Below are 13,299 nucleotides of genomic sequence, written 5' to 3'. Positions count from 1 at the left end.
GTCCACTCGGTCACCGACGTGCGCGAGGTGTTCCGCTCCTGGCAGGAGGGCACCGTCATCCGCTCCTGGCTGCTGGACCTGGCCGTCAACGCCCTCGACGAGGACGAGCACCTCGACAAGCTCAAGGGCTACGCGGAGGACTCGGGCGAGGGCCGCTGGACCGTCGAGGCCGCCATCGACCACGCCGTGCCGCTCCCCGCGATCACCGCGTCCCTCTTCGCCCGCTTCGCGTCCCGCCAGGACGACTCCCCGCAGATGAAGATGATCGCCGCGCTCCGCAACCAGTTCGGCGGCCACGCCGTCGAGAAGCACTAGTCACACCCACGGGAAGGAGGCGGCGCGCAGCCATGCACGTCGCGCATCTGTCGCTCGCCGACTTCCGCTCCTACGCCCGGGTCGAGGTCCCGCTCGACCCGGGCGTCACCGCCTTCGTCGGCCCCAACGGCCAGGGCAAGACCAATCTGGTCGAGGCCATCGGCTATCTGGCGACCCTCGGCAGCCACCGCGTCGCGAACGACGCCCCGCTGGTGCGGATGGGCGCGGACCGGGCGATCGTGCGGGCGTCCGTCGTGCAGGGCGAACGGCAGCAGCTGATCGAGCTGGAGATCAACCCGGGCCGCTCCAACCGGGCCCGGCTCAACCGCTCCTCCCAGGTCCGCCCGCGCGACCTGCTGGGGATAGTCAGGACGGTGCTCTTCGCCCCCGAGGACCTGGCCCTGGTCAAGGGCGACCCCGGGGAGCGCCGGCGCTTCCTCGACGAACTGCTCACCGCCCGGGCACCCCGGCTGGCGGGCGTCCGCAGCGACTACGAGCGGGTCCTCAAGCAGCGCAACACCCTGCTGAAGTCCGCCGCCGTGGCCCGCCGCCACGGCGGCCGCGGGGGCGACCTGTCCACGCTCGACATCTGGGACCAGCACCTGGCCAGGGCCGGCGCCGAGCTGCTGGCTCAGCGTCTGGACCTCACCCACGCCCTGCAGCCGCTGGCGGACAAGGCGTACGAGCAGCTGGCACCGGGCGGCGGCCCGGTCGTCCTGGAGTACCGCAGTTCGATCGGCGAACGGATCGCCGGGGCGTCGGGCCGCGAGGAGCTGTACGGACTGCTGCTGGAGGCCCTGGGCGAGGCACGCAGGCAGGAGATCGAGCGGGGGGTGACCCTGGTCGGCCCGCACCGCGACGACCTCTCCCTCAAGCTGGGCCAGCTTCCCGCCAAGGGGTACGCGAGCCACGGAGAGTCCTGGTCGTACGCGCTGGCGCTGCGCCTCGCCTCGTACGACCTGCTGCGTGCCGACGGCGGCGAGCCGGTGCTGGTGCTGGACGACGTCTTCGCCGAGCTCGACGCCCGCCGTCGCGCCCGGCTGGCGGAGCTGGTGGCCCCCGGTGAGCAGGTCCTGGTGACGGCGGCGGTGGACGACGACGTGCCGGACGTGCTGATCGGCGCCCGTTACGCGGTGGAGGACGGCGGCGTGGAGCGGGCATGACGGATCAGCAGCAGCCGGGACAGGGGACGGGCGCCGGGGAGAAGCCGGTGACCGGCGTCGACCTGGCCAGGGTCGCGCTGCGCGCGGCCAAGGAACAGGCCCGCGCCAGGGGCGCGGCCGCGCAGCAGAAGAAGCAGGCCCGGCGCGGAGGGCTGCGCAGTGGCGCGCGGGCGGACGGGCGCGATCCGCTGCCCCTGGGCGCCGCGATCAGCCGGCTGATCACCGAGCGCGGCTGGGAGGCCCCGGCGGCGGTGGGCGGCGTGATGGGCCGCTGGCCGGAGCTGGTGGGTGACGACGTGGCCCTGCACTGCCAGCCCCAGCGGTACGACGAGGAGGAGCGGGTCCTCACGGTGCAGTGCGACTCCACGGCCTGGGCGACGCAGCTGCGGCTGCTCGCCCCGACGCTGGTGGCCAGGCTGAACGCCGATCTCGGGCACGGCACCGTGAAACTGATCAAGGTCCTGGGGCCGGGGGGACCGGTGCGTTCGTACGGGCGGTTGCGTGCTCCCGGGAGCCGCGGGCCGGGCGATACGTACGGATAGGCCGGAAACCTGCTGTGCGTAATCGGGTCGAAGCCCTGTGCGCCCGCGTGAGCCGTTTTGAGACCCGGTCCGCGTGTGGGGAGTCGGCAGGAGGTACTTCAGTCGGGCACACGGGAACTCAGGTACCGCCAAAGCCCCATCTATGTCGGCGCTACCGGTAGACTGGTGGCTGTACCGCCCGCCCCTGGCCTCCGGCACCGGGGGACCCCAGCGGGACCAGTCGAAGATGTCGAGTGATGAAGCCGGTTCCGCCCCGCGGGACCCGGCTCATGCTGTGCCAGAAAGGGCGCTTCGTGGCCGATTCCGGCAACCCCAACGAGATCAATACGTCCGCAGCTGACGGCTCCGCCGCGCCCTCCTCAGGCGCGGCGTACGACGCCAGCGCGATCACCGTCCTGGAGGGCCTGGACGCGGTTCGCAAGCGCCCGGGCATGTACATCGGCTCGACGGGCGAGCGCGGCCTGCACCACCTGGTGTACGAGGTCGTCGACAACTCCGTCGACGAGGCGCTGGCCGGTCATGCGGACACCATCAACGTCACGATCCTCCCCGACGGCGGCGTGCGCGTCGTCGACAACGGCCGCGGCATCCCCGTGGACATCGTGCCGTCCGAGGGCAAGCCCGCCGTCGAGGTCGTGCTGACCGTCCTCCACGCCGGCGGCAAGTTCGGCGGCGGCGGTTACGCCGTCTCCGGCGGTCTGCACGGCGTCGGCGTCTCCGTGGTGAACGCCCTGTCGACGAAGGTCGCGGTCGAGGTCAAGCGTGAGGGATTCCGCTGGACCCAGGACTACAAGATGGGCGTCCCGACCGCCCCGCTGCAGAAGAACGAGGAGGTCTCGGAGAACGGCACCTCGGTGACCTTCTGGGCCGACGGGGACATCTTCGAGACCCTCGAGTACTCATTCGAGACGCTTTCGCGCCGCTTCCAGGAGATGGCCTTCCTCAACAAGGGCCTGACCATCTCGCTGACCGACGAGCGCCCCGAGCACGCGGACGTGGAGAACGAGGGCCAGCCGCGCTCGGTCTCGTACCACTACGAGGGCGGCATCGTCGACTTCGTGAAGTACCTGAACTCGCGCAAGGGCGAGACGGTCCACCCGTCGGTGATCGACATCGACGCGGAGGACAAGGAGCGGATGCTCTCCGTCGAGGTCGCGATGCAGTGGAACACCCAGTACAGCGAGGGTGTCTACAGCTTCGCCAACACCATCCACACCCATGAGGGCGGCACCCACGAAGAGGGTTTCCGCGCCGCGCTGACCACGCTGGTCAACAAGTACGCGCGCGAGAAGAAGCTGCTCCGCGAGAAGGACGACAACCTCACCGGCGAGGACATCCGCGAGGGTCTGACCGCGATCATCTCGGTCAAGCTGGGCGAGCCGCAGTTCGAGGGCCAGACGAAGACCAAGCTCGGCAACACCGAGGCGAAGACCTTCGTCCAGAAGGTCGTGCACGAGCACCTGACGGACTGGCTGGACCGCAACCCCAACGAGGCCGCGGACATCATCCGCAAGTCGATCCAGGCGGCCACCGCCCGTGTCGCCGCCCGCAAGGCGCGCGATCTGACGCGCCGCAAGGGCCTGCTGGAGACGGCGTCGCTGCCGGGCAAGCTGAGCGACTGCCAGTCCAACGACCCCGCCAAGTGCGAGATCTTCATCGTCGAGGGCGACTCCGCCGGCGGCTCGGCCAAGTCCGGCCGCAACCCGCAGTACCAGGCGATCCTCCCGATCCGCGGCAAGATCCTGAACGTGGAGAAGGCGCGGATCGACAAGATCCTGCAGAACACGGAGATCCAGGCGCTGATCTCGGCCTTCGGCACCGGTGTGCACGAGGACTTCGACATCTCGAAGCTGCGCTATCACAAGATCATCCTGATGGCCGACGCCGATGTGGACGGCCAGCACATCAACACCCTGCTGCTGACCTTCCTGTTCCGCTTCATGCGGCCGCTGGTCGAGGCGGGCCACGTGTACCTCTCCCGTCCCCCGCTCTACAAGATCAAGTGGGGCCGGGACGACTTCGAGTACGCGTACTCGGACTCCGAGCGCGACGCCCTGATCGAGCTGGGCCGCCAGAACGGCAAGCGCGTGCGCGAGGACTCGATCCAGCGCTTCAAGGGCCTCGGCGAGATGAACGCCGAGGAACTGCGGGTCACCACGATGGACGTCGACCACCGCGTGCTCGGCCAGGTCACCCTGGACGACGCGGCCCTCGCCGACGACCTGTTCTCGGTGCTGATGGGCGAGGACGTCGAGGCCCGGCGCTCCTTCATCCAGCGCAACGCCAAGGATGTCCGCTTCCTCGACATCTGAGTCGGCCCCCATCAGCCGCCGCCCGAAAGGACTTTGACCAGCAATGGCCGACGAGAACCCCCCCGTCTCCGGCGGGGAGAACCCCACCCCTGCCACGCCCGAGGGCCCCGAAGGCGCCGCGGTGACGGACACCATGCGTATCGAGCCCGTGGGCCTCGAGACGGAGATGCAGCGCAGCTACCTGGACTACGCGATGTCCGTCATCGTGTCCCGCGCGCTGCCCGACGTCCGGGACGGCCTCAAGCCCGTCCACCGCCGTGTGCTCTACGCGATGTACGACGGCGGCTACCGCCCGGAGCGCGGCTTCTACAAGTGCGCCCGCGTCGTCGGTGACGTGATGGGTACGTACCACCCGCACGGCGACTCCTCGATCTACGACGCGCTGGTGCGCCTGGCCCAGCCGTGGTCGATGCGCATGCCGCTGGTCGACAGCAACGGCAACTTCGGTTCCCCGGGCAACGACCCGGCCGCCGCCATGCGGTACACCGAGTGCAAGATGGCCCCGCTCTCCATGGAGATGGTCCGGGACATCGACGAGGACACCGTCGACTTCCAGGACAACTACGACGGCCGCAACCAGGAGCCGACGGTCCTGCCGTCGCGCTTCCCCAACCTGCTGATCAACGGTTCCGCCGGCATCGCGGTCGGCATGGCGACCAACATCCCGCCGCACAACCTGCGCGAGGTCGCCGAGGGCGCCCAGTGGTACCTGGCCAACCCCGAGGCGTCCAACGAGGACCTGCTGGAAGCGCTCATCGAGCGCATCAAGGGCCCCGACTTCCCGACCGGCGCCCTGGTGGTGGGCCGCAAGGGCATCGAGGAGGCGTACCGCACCGGCCGCGGCTCGATCACGATGCGCGCGGTGGTCGAGGTCGAGGAGATCCAGGGCCGGCAGTGCCTGGTCGTCACGGAGCTGCCCTACCAGGTCAACCCCGACAACCTGGCGCAGAAGATCGCCGACCTGGTGAAGGACGGCCGGGTCGGCGGCATCGCCGACGTCCGGGACGAGACCTCCTCCCGGACCGGGCAGCGTCTGGTGATCGTGCTCAAGCGCGACGCCGTCGCCAAGGTCGTGCTGAACAACCTGTACAAGCACACCGACCTGCAGACGAACTTCGGCGCCAACATGCTGGCGCTGGTCGACGGGGTGCCGCGCACGCTGTCGCTGGACCAGTTCATCAAGCAGTGGGTGACCCACCAGATCGAGGTCATCGTCCGCCGGACGCGCTTCCGGCTGCGCAAGGCCGAGGAGCGCGCCCACATCCTGCGCGGTCTGCTGAAGGCCCTGGACGCGATCGACGAGGTCATCGCCCTCATCCGGCGCAGCGCGACCGTCGACGTGGCCCGTGAGGGCCTGATGGGCCTGCTGGAGATCGACGAGATCCAGGCCAACGCGATCCTGGAGATGCAGCTCCGCCGCCTGGCGGCCCTGGAGCGGCAGAAGATCGTCCAGGAGCACGACGAGCTCCAGGCGAAGATCAACGAGTACAACCGGATCCTGGCCTCGCCCGAGCTCCAGCGCGGCATCATCAGCACCGAGCTGTCGGCGATCGTGGACAAGTTCGGCGACGACCGGCGCTCGGCGCTCGTGCCCTTCGACGGTGACATGTCCATCGAGGACCTGATCGCCGAGGAGGACATCGTCGTCACGATCACCCGTGGCGGCTACGTGAAGCGCACCAAGACGGACGACTACCGCTCGCAGAAGCGCGGCGGCAAGGGCGTGCGCGGCACGAAGCTGCGGGAAGACGACATCGTCGACCACTTCTTCGTCACCACCACGCACCACTGGCTGCTGTTCTTCACCAACAAGGGCCGGGTCTACCGTGCCAAGGCGTACGAGCTGCCGGACGTCGGCCGTGACGCCCGCGGGCAGCACGTGGCGAACCTGCTGGCCTTCCAGCCGGACGAGCAGATCGCCCAGGTGCTGGCCATCCGCGACTACAACGCGGCGCCCTACCTGGTGCTCGCCACCCGGTCGGGCCTGGTGAAGAAGACCTCGCTGAAGGACTACGACTCCCCCCGCTCCGGCGGTGTCATCGCGATCAACCTGCGGGAGACCGAGGACGGCAGCGAGGACCTGCTGATCGGCGCCGAGCTGGTCGGTCCGGCCGATGACCTGCTGCTGGTCAGCCGCAAGGCGCAGTCCATCCGGTTCACCGCGACGGACGAGTCGCTGCGCCCGATGGGCCGTGCCACATCGGGTGTGAAGGGCATGAGCTTCCGTGAAGGGGACGAACTGCTCTCGATGAATGTCGTGCGACCGGGTACGTTCGTCTTCACCGCCACCGACGGCGGGTACGCCAAGCGCACCAGTGTGGACGAGTACCGGGTCCAGGGGCGCGGCGGACTCGGCATCAAGGCGGCCAAGATCGTCGAGGACCGGGGCTCCCTGGTCGGGGCGCTGGTGGTGGAGGAGACCGACGAGATCCTCGCCATCACCCTCGGCGGCGGTGTGATTCGCACCCGTGTCAACGAGATCAGGGAAACCGGGCGTGACACCATGGGCGTCCAACTGATCAACCTCGGTAAAAAGGATGCAGTTGTGGGCGTCGCCCGCAATGCCGAGGCGGGGGCGGAGGCCGAAGAGGTCGTCGCCGCCGAAGAGGCCGAGGGCGAGCAGCCCGTGGCCGCCGAGTCGGAGGAGTAGAAGACCGTGAGTGGAGCCGAGGGCGCCGCGGGTGGGACGGGCGCGGACGGAGGGCAGCCGATGCCGGCCGCCCTTCCGGACGCGATCGGCGGTGCCCCTGGCCCACGTACGGACAACGGCCCGCACCAGGGGGGAATCACCGTGACTGACACCCGTCCATCGCAGCACCAGCACGCCGTGCACCAGCAGACCTACGGGGGCGCGCCCGGCGCCGCCCCGGTCGCCGAGCAGCCGCAGCAGCCCCAGCAGCCGCCGGAGGGCCCGCACCAGCCGCCTCAGGCGTACGCGCCCCCGGCCGGGGGCCCCGCGACCGCGGGCGTCCGCCAGCCGCGTCCGGCGGCCCGTACCGTCCCGCGTACGCGCAAGGCGCGGCTGCGGGTGGCGAAGGCCGACCCGTGGTCGGTGATGAAGGTCAGCTTCCTGCTCTCCATCGCGCTGGGCATCTGCACGGTCATCGCGGTCGCGGTGCTGTGGATGGTGATGGACGCCATCGGCGTCTTCACGACGGTCGGCGGCACGCTCAGCGAGGCCACCTCGTCCGGCTCGGACGGCGGCTTCGACCTGGTGTCGTTCCTGTCGATGTCGCGCGTGCTGACCTTCACGGCGGTGATCGCGGTCATCGACGTCGTGCTGGCCACGGCGCTGGCCACGCTCGGCGCCTTCATCTACAACATGTCGGCCGGCATGGTGGGCGGCGTCGAGCTGACGCTGGCGGAGGACGAGTAACCGATTTTGGGCCACGGCCCCGTGTGCGCTAATCTTTCAACGCAACGCAGCGCGGGGCTATAGCTCAGACGGTTAGAGCGCTTCCCTGATAAGGAAGAGGCCACAGGTTCAAGTCCTGTTAGCCCCACCGCGTGAACGGCCCGTACGGATCATCCGTACGGGCCGTTTCTTTGCCCGCGTCGGCGGAGTTGGATCCGGTAGCAGGTCACCGTTCGATATCGACCGGTGTGTATAGTCGGGCCCGTCGGAGGACCCCCAACGCAAGAAGGACGAGGTCGCGCGGTGAAGAAGTTTCTCCTGGTCGCACTGGCCGCCATCGGCGGTCTCCTCGTGTACCGCCAGATCCAGGCGGACCGCGCCGAGCAGGACCTGTGGACGGAGGCCACGGACTCCGTTCCGGCGGGTTCCGGCGCGAGCGTCTGAGACGGCACAGCCCGGACGAAGGATTCCCGAGGCCCCGATCACGATGTGATCGGGGCCTCGTCATGTCCGCGTCGTTGTTGCCCGACCGTGACGCGATCCACTTGTATTTGCTGTCGCAAATCAATAGCTTCGCTGAGGCCGGAGATGTGCGAGGGGGAACAGCACATGCGACGAGGAAATGCGCCGCCACGCGGACTCGTGGGGCCGCTGGGGCCGCTGGGGCCGCTGGGAGCGGCCGTGTGCGGGTTCGCGGTGCTGGGCGCACTGCTGGGCCCGGCGGGGACGGCGCAAGCCGCCGGCGCCGCGGGCGGTGCCGCCGACGAGGGCGACCGCGACGGGCTGGTCATGGTGCTGGACTCCTCCGGTTCCATGGCGGGCGCCCGCATGGCGGCGGCCAGGCAGGCCGTCGGAGCCGTCGTGGACGCGCTGCCGGACGGCTATCCCACCGGACTGCGGGTCTACGGCGCGGGCAAGGAGCACGGCTGCGACGACACCCGGCTGCTGGAGCCCGTACGGCCCCTGGACCGGGACGCCCTGAAGCAGGCCGTGGCAGGCGTGCGGCCCAAGGGGGACACCCCCATCGGGCTGTCGCTGCAGCAGGCGGCCGCCGATCTGCCCGAGAGCGGGCGGCGGACGATCGTGCTGGTCTCCGACGGCGAGGACACCTGCGGGGCCCCCGAACCCTGCGAGGCGGCGGCGCGGCTCGCCGGGGAGGGCGTGGACCTGCGGATCGACACCATCGGCTTCCAGGTGCGGGGCGGCGCCCGCGAGCAGCTGGAGTGCATCGCGGGGGCGGGTCACGGCAGCTACCACGACGCCCCCGACGCCGCCTCGCTCGTGCGGCAGTTGACGCGGGCCTCCCGGCTGAGCGCGGACGCGTACCGCCTCCGGGGCCGGCGGGTGACGGGCGGGACGGGTGCCACCGGTGCTCCGCCCCTGTCCCCCGGCCAGTACGTCGACGACATCGGACCCGGTGAGACCCGCTGGTACGCGGTGACCCTGGACGCGGCCTCCACGGCCGACCTGGCGGTGACCGCGGTGCCGCGGCCGGGGGTGAGGGCCGCGTACGGGGACGGCGTCGAGCTGCGGCTGGCCGGCACCGGCAGATACCCCCTCACCTGCGGCTCGGACGCGGCGCACTTCGGGCAGGACGAGGGCGCGATGGTGATCGGCGGTGCCGTGAGCCGGATCCCCAGTGACGACCGGGACGGCGCCTGCGACAAGGCCGGGCGCTATGTGCTCGCCGTGCACCGCACCAGTGCCGCCGGCTCCGACCGGGCCCGCTGGCCCCTGGAGCTGCGGTACGGCACCGAGCGGCCGTTCGAGGCGGGCGCCACCCCGGCACCGGCCGCCACCCGCTACGGCGACCCTCCGGCGGCCCTGACGGGCGCACCCCGCGACGTCGAGGGCGGCACGGGGTTCAACGACGCGCGCGGGCTCGGCACGGGCATCTGGCGCGACACGCTGCTGCCCGGGCAGACGCGCTTCTACAAGGTGCGGGTGGGCTGGGGACAGCGTCTGACCTACTCCGCCGACTTCGCCAACGAACCCCTCCTGGAAGGGGGTTCCACGGCCTCCTCCTTCGTGGCGACGGCCGCGTACGGGCCGGGACGGCAGCCGCTCGGCGACGCCTCCGGGGCCTCGCAGCGCCGCGGCTACCACGGGCGGCCGCTGTCCGTGGGGCTCGGGACCGTGCCGGTGACGTGGACCAACCGCTGGGTCGCGGACGGCGGTGCCCGGGGCGCCCGTACGGCGGGTGAGCACTACGTCGCCGTGTCCCTGGGGCCGGGCGCGGCGGGGCTGGCGCGGAACGCGGCGGTGCGGGTCGTCCTGCGCGTGGACGTGACGGGTGCCGAGCTGGCCGGGCCGGAGTACGGGGCATCCGCGCGCGGTGGCGGATCGGCCGCCGGGGACACGGACACCACCGCGGCCGTCGCCCCCGCGGACGGAGGAGCCTTCATGACGGCGGGCGACGCGGTCGCGGCGGCCGCGGGCGGCGCGATGGCGCTCGCCGGAGTCGGGACGGTGGTCCTGCTGGGCCGCAGACGGAGGGACGGGGCATGATCCGCAGGGCACTCACATCGGCGGCGGCGCTCGCGCTGCTGGCGGGAGCGGCGGGAGCGGCGTCCGCCGACCCGGCGTTCCCCTCCTGGCAGCCGCAGGGCGAGCGGATAGAGGGCCGGGCGAGCACCGCGGACGCCCCGCGGCTCGAACCGGGCGTCCTGTACCGGGACACCCTGGCGGCGGACGAGGGCGGCAGGAACTACGCCGTCGACCTGGACGCCGTGCACTCGTCCTACCTCGCCGTCTTCGCGCTGCCCCGTCCGGGCAGCGAGGTCGCGTACGGGGACGGCATCGAGCTGACGCTGACCAGCACCGACGGCACCCGCTGCGACAGCGGCCGCCGGACGTTCTCCGGCGACGGGGCGGCGCGGCCGATCGGCACCTGGGTCAAGCGCACCATCGGCAAGGACGGGCCGTGCCAGGAGGCGCACGCGTACGTCCTGGAGGTGACCCGCACGTCGAAGGGCACCTCGGACGCCGCGCCCTGGCCGCTGCAGATCCGCCTCACCGACGAGCCGGGGCTCACCGGCGGGGCCACACCAGGACCCGCGCTCAGCCCCGGTACGCGTACGCCGGTGCCCGAGAGCGGCACCGCCCGCCGCGCCACCGGCGGAGCGGACCTCGCCCATGCCGGGGCGCTGGGCGCCGGGGTCTGGAGGGACGAGGTGCTGCCCGGCCAGACGCGTTTCTACCGGGTGCCGGTCGGCTGGGGACAACAGGCCTGGGTCGCTGCGGACTTCGCCAACGCGGACGTGACGAAGCCGGGCGGCTACAGCGGCTCCGGTGTGCGCGTGGAGGTCTACAACCCCCGCTGGGCCTTCATCGGCACCGACACCGCCTCTTACTCGGGCGAGCAGACCTCCGTCACCGCCACGACCGGCAGGGTCGCCTACGCCAACCGCTATGAGAGCGGCGACGCCGTGACGGCGGCCCGATTCGACGGCTCCTACTACCTGGCGGTCTCGGTGCACCCGGAGGTCGCGGGCTTCGTCGACGGCGCCGTCCCGGTCACCCTGCGGGTCAACGTCGAGGGCACCGCGCAGGCCGGGCCGTCGTACGACGGCGACCCCGACGAGGACCTGGGTCTGCCCGGGAAGCCCGGTTCGGGGAACCCGCTGCTGCGCGCCCTCGGCTTCGCGGCGCTGGGCGCCGGCACCGTGCTGCTGCTGTCGCTCGCGGTCTGGACGGTGGCCGCGCGGCGCGGTGCCGCCGCGGTCTCAGGAGGACGCTGACAGCGCCCAGAAACCGAACGTGAGGCAGAGGGCCGCGACCATCAGCATCGGCACGACGACCCTGGCGGGAGGGCCGGGGCGGGGCGCGCGTGCCGGGGCGACGGCCGGAGGCGGCGGCACCGGTGGAGCGAGGGGACCGGGGGCGGTGTGGGCGGCGGGGGCGGTCACCGCGGCGCCGGCACCCGTCGCGGTGGCCGTGTACGGACGGGTGGGCGCCGGGGTGACCGGCGCCTGCGTGGGCGGCGTCGGGGCCGTCTCGGCCGGCCGGGCCGGCGCGGGCGCGGGCGGCGGCAGGCGGAAGCTCCCGGTCTCCTCCGCGGACGGTGCCGGATCGACCGGGCCGTCGGGCGAGAAGCCCGCGGGGAGCGGCCCGATCTGGTCGAAGACCTCGACGGCCTCCTCGTCCGGCTCGGGGTCCGGCAGCAGCTCGACCGCCGCCGCCAAGGCCTTGCGGGCGCCCGCGGCGGTGCGGAAGCGGGCCTCCGGGTCCGGCTGCAGCAGGGTGCCGATCACCTCCCACAGCGGTCCGGGGACGCCCCGCGGGGCCCGGGGCATGCCGTGGGCGTACTGGGTGACGACCGCCTCCGCGTCGGGTTTGCTGCCGCTGAGCAGGTAGAGGGCGACCAGCCCGGTCGCGTACAGGTCGGCGGGGAAGTCCGGCTCGGCGCCGAGCAGCTGCTCCGGGGCGAAGTAGCCCGGGGTGCCCACCACGTGGTCGGCCGCGGTGAGCCGGGGCTCACCCTTGCGCATCGCGATGCCGAAGTCGGACAGGCGCAGGTGCGGGCGGCCGGTGCCGGTCGCCTCCATCAGCAGGTTCGCGGGCTTGATGTCCCGGTGCACCACGCCCTCGGCGTGCACGGCCGTCAGGCCGGACAGCAACTGGTCGAGCAGACCGCTGACATAGCGCGCCGGGAGCGGGCCGTAGTCGCCGATGAGGTGCGACAGCGAGCCGCCGCGCACCAGGTCCATGGTGAACAGCACCTTGTCGTCGTCGGCCGCCCAGCTCGTGGGGGCGAGGACGTAAGGGTGGTCGATGCGCAGCGCCTGCTCCCGGACGAAGCGCAGCAGGGCGTGGGCGTCCCTCTGCAGCAGCACCTTGGCCGCCACGTAGCGCCCGCGCCGCCGGTCCCAGGCGCGCCAGACCGCGCCCACCCCGCCGCGGCCGATCGGATCGACCAGTTCGTACCGGCCCGCGAAGACCTCACCCATGGTGTGCGTCCGCCCCCTGCTTCCGCGCCTCGTAGTCCCGGACCGCCGCGTCGGACGGCCCGGCACCGTACACCCGGAGGAACTCTGCCAGTTGGGGGTGGCGGTGGGCGAGGGAGCCGGCCGCCTCGGCGATCTCGGCGGGCGAGGCGATCTCGTGCAGCAGCGCGCGGACCTCGTGGACGACCCGGCGCGCGGGCGGCAGCGGCGTCCCGGTCGCGCTCTGGGTGGTGCCGAGCAGCGGGGAGCCCGCGGATCCCCGGATCTCCTCCATCCGCGGTACGGCGTCCGCCGGGGACACCGCTCCGCCGGACACCTCAGAGGCGAGCTCCTGCAGCGCCTGGAGCCGCTGCACCACCGCAGGGTTGCCGATCTTCGCGCGCTGTCCGCTCATCAGCTGGGACAGCATCGGCGCCGACAGCCCCAGCACCCCCGCCAGCCGTGCCTGGTTCAGCCCCAGGGACTCCGTGAGCCGGCGGAACAGCACGCCGAGCGGCTCGCCGTACCAGGTGCGCTGCATGTCCTGGACGCGGGTGGTGGCGTCCGGCTGCGAGGTGTCCATTGCGGGCTCCTGACGGGGGACCTTTGCGGCCGCGAACTTGCCCGTCATCCTACGGACCCCCGATACTCGGTCGGTGATCCTCTCCGCAGCCGGTACGCTGGTCT

10 protein-coding genes, 1 tRNA gene and 1 pseudogene are annotated in these 13,299 nt (G+C 71.9%); 10 read left to right on the top strand and 2 right to left on the bottom strand.

Annotation, left to right across the window (positions count from 1 at the left end):
* The 10 genes and pseudogenes from CHF15_RS41485 to CHF15_RS41440 all read left to right on the top strand — a co-directional run.
* Positions 1-315 (top strand): annotated as a pseudogene (locus CHF15_RS41485) (6-phosphogluconate dehydrogenase); the annotation flags it as partial.
* Between the two features lie 32 nt (positions 316-347).
* Positions 348-1,478 (top strand): DNA replication/repair protein RecF, encoded by a 1,131-nt coding sequence (gene recF / locus CHF15_RS41480; RefSeq protein ID WP_089229124.1) that lies wholly within the window; start codon positions 348-350, stop codon positions 1,476-1,478.
* Positions 1,475-2,020, top strand: coding sequence for a DUF721 domain-containing protein (locus CHF15_RS41475; RefSeq protein ID WP_089229123.1), 546 nt, complete (start codon positions 1,475-1,477; stop codon positions 2,018-2,020). The genes recF and CHF15_RS41475 overlap by 4 nt, the downstream gene beginning before the upstream one ends.
* 269 nt (positions 2,021-2,289) lie before the next feature.
* On the top strand, positions 2,290-4,332 hold the full coding sequence (gyrB, locus tag CHF15_RS41470) for a DNA topoisomerase (ATP-hydrolyzing) subunit B (protein ID WP_089229122.1): 2,043 nt from the start codon (positions 2,290-2,292) through the stop codon (positions 4,330-4,332).
* 43 nt (positions 4,333-4,375) lie between these two features.
* Positions 4,376-6,982 (top strand): DNA gyrase subunit A, encoded by a 2,607-nt coding sequence (gyrA, locus tag CHF15_RS41465; RefSeq protein ID WP_089229121.1) that lies wholly within the window; start codon positions 4,376-4,378, stop codon positions 6,980-6,982.
* A gap of 60 nt (positions 6,983-7,042) precedes the next feature.
* A complete protein-coding gene (locus tag CHF15_RS41460; protein ID WP_089229120.1) occupies positions 7,043-7,708 on the top strand; it encodes a DUF3566 domain-containing protein in 666 nt (221 codons plus the stop codon).
* Between the two features lie 53 nt (positions 7,709-7,761).
* Positions 7,762-7,835 (top strand) — tRNA-Ile (locus CHF15_RS41455).
* A gap of 155 nt (positions 7,836-7,990) precedes the next feature.
* Positions 7,991-8,131 (top strand): DLW-39 family protein, encoded by a 141-nt coding sequence (locus CHF15_RS41450; protein ID WP_018559211.1) that lies wholly within the window; start codon positions 7,991-7,993, stop codon positions 8,129-8,131.
* Positions 8,132-8,296: 165 nt separating this feature from the next.
* Positions 8,297-10,195, top strand: coding sequence for a vWA domain-containing protein (locus CHF15_RS41445; protein ID WP_245939339.1), 1,899 nt, complete (start codon positions 8,297-8,299; stop codon positions 10,193-10,195).
* Complete coding sequence (locus CHF15_RS41440; RefSeq protein WP_089229119.1) at positions 10,192-11,427, top strand: hypothetical protein; 1,236 nt, start codon at positions 10,192-10,194, stop codon at positions 11,425-11,427. Before CHF15_RS41445 ends, CHF15_RS41440 begins: the two co-directional genes overlap by 4 nt.
* Here the strand turns inward: CHF15_RS41440 and CHF15_RS41435 are convergent.
* On the bottom strand, positions 11,413-12,636 hold the full coding sequence (locus CHF15_RS41435) for a serine/threonine-protein kinase (RefSeq protein ID WP_089229118.1): 1,224 nt from the start codon (positions 12,634-12,636) through the stop codon (positions 11,413-11,415). The genes CHF15_RS41440 and CHF15_RS41435 overlap by 15 nt on opposite strands.
* Positions 12,629-13,195 (bottom strand): helix-turn-helix domain-containing protein, encoded by a 567-nt coding sequence (locus CHF15_RS41430; protein ID WP_089229117.1) that lies wholly within the window; start codon positions 13,193-13,195, stop codon positions 12,629-12,631. Before CHF15_RS41430 ends, CHF15_RS41435 begins: the two co-directional genes overlap by 8 nt.
* Positions 13,196-13,299: the final 104 nt, after the last annotated feature.

The organism is Actinacidiphila glaucinigra (assembly GCF_900188405.1).
Taxonomy (GTDB): Bacteria; Actinomycetota; Actinomycetes; order Streptomycetales; family Streptomycetaceae; genus Actinacidiphila; species Actinacidiphila glaucinigra.
This window is presented reverse-complemented; position numbering and strand designations above follow the sequence as displayed.

What these genes read in the sequence shown, in the direction of transcription:
- recF (WP_089229124.1), top strand. Translation starts at nt 348, where the DNA reads ATGCACGTCGCGCATCTGTCGCTCGCCGACTTCCGCTCCTACGCCCGG.
- CHF15_RS41475 (WP_089229123.1), top strand. Translation starts at nt 1,475, where the DNA reads ATGACGGATCAGCAGCAGCCGGGACAGGGGACGGGCGCCGGGGAGAAG.
- gyrB (WP_089229122.1), top strand. Translation starts at nt 2,290, where the DNA reads ATGCTGTGCCAGAAAGGGCGCTTCGTGGCCGATTCCGGCAACCCCAAC.
- gyrA (WP_089229121.1), top strand. Translation starts at nt 4,376, where the DNA reads ATGGCCGACGAGAACCCCCCCGTCTCCGGCGGGGAGAACCCCACCCCT.
- CHF15_RS41460 (WP_089229120.1), top strand. Translation starts at nt 7,043, where the DNA reads ATGCCGGCCGCCCTTCCGGACGCGATCGGCGGTGCCCCTGGCCCACGT.
- CHF15_RS41445 (WP_245939339.1), top strand. Translation starts at nt 8,297, where the DNA reads ATGCGACGAGGAAATGCGCCGCCACGCGGACTCGTGGGGCCGCTGGGG.
- CHF15_RS41440 (WP_089229119.1), top strand. Translation starts at nt 10,192, where the DNA reads ATGATCCGCAGGGCACTCACATCGGCGGCGGCGCTCGCGCTGCTGGCG.
- CHF15_RS41435 (WP_089229118.1), bottom strand. Translation starts at nt 12,636, where the DNA reads ATGGGTGAGGTCTTCGCGGGCCGGTACGAACTGGTCGATCCGATCGGC.
- CHF15_RS41430 (WP_089229117.1), bottom strand. Translation starts at nt 13,195, where the DNA reads ATGGACACCTCGCAGCCGGACGCCACCACCCGCGTCCAGGACATGCAG.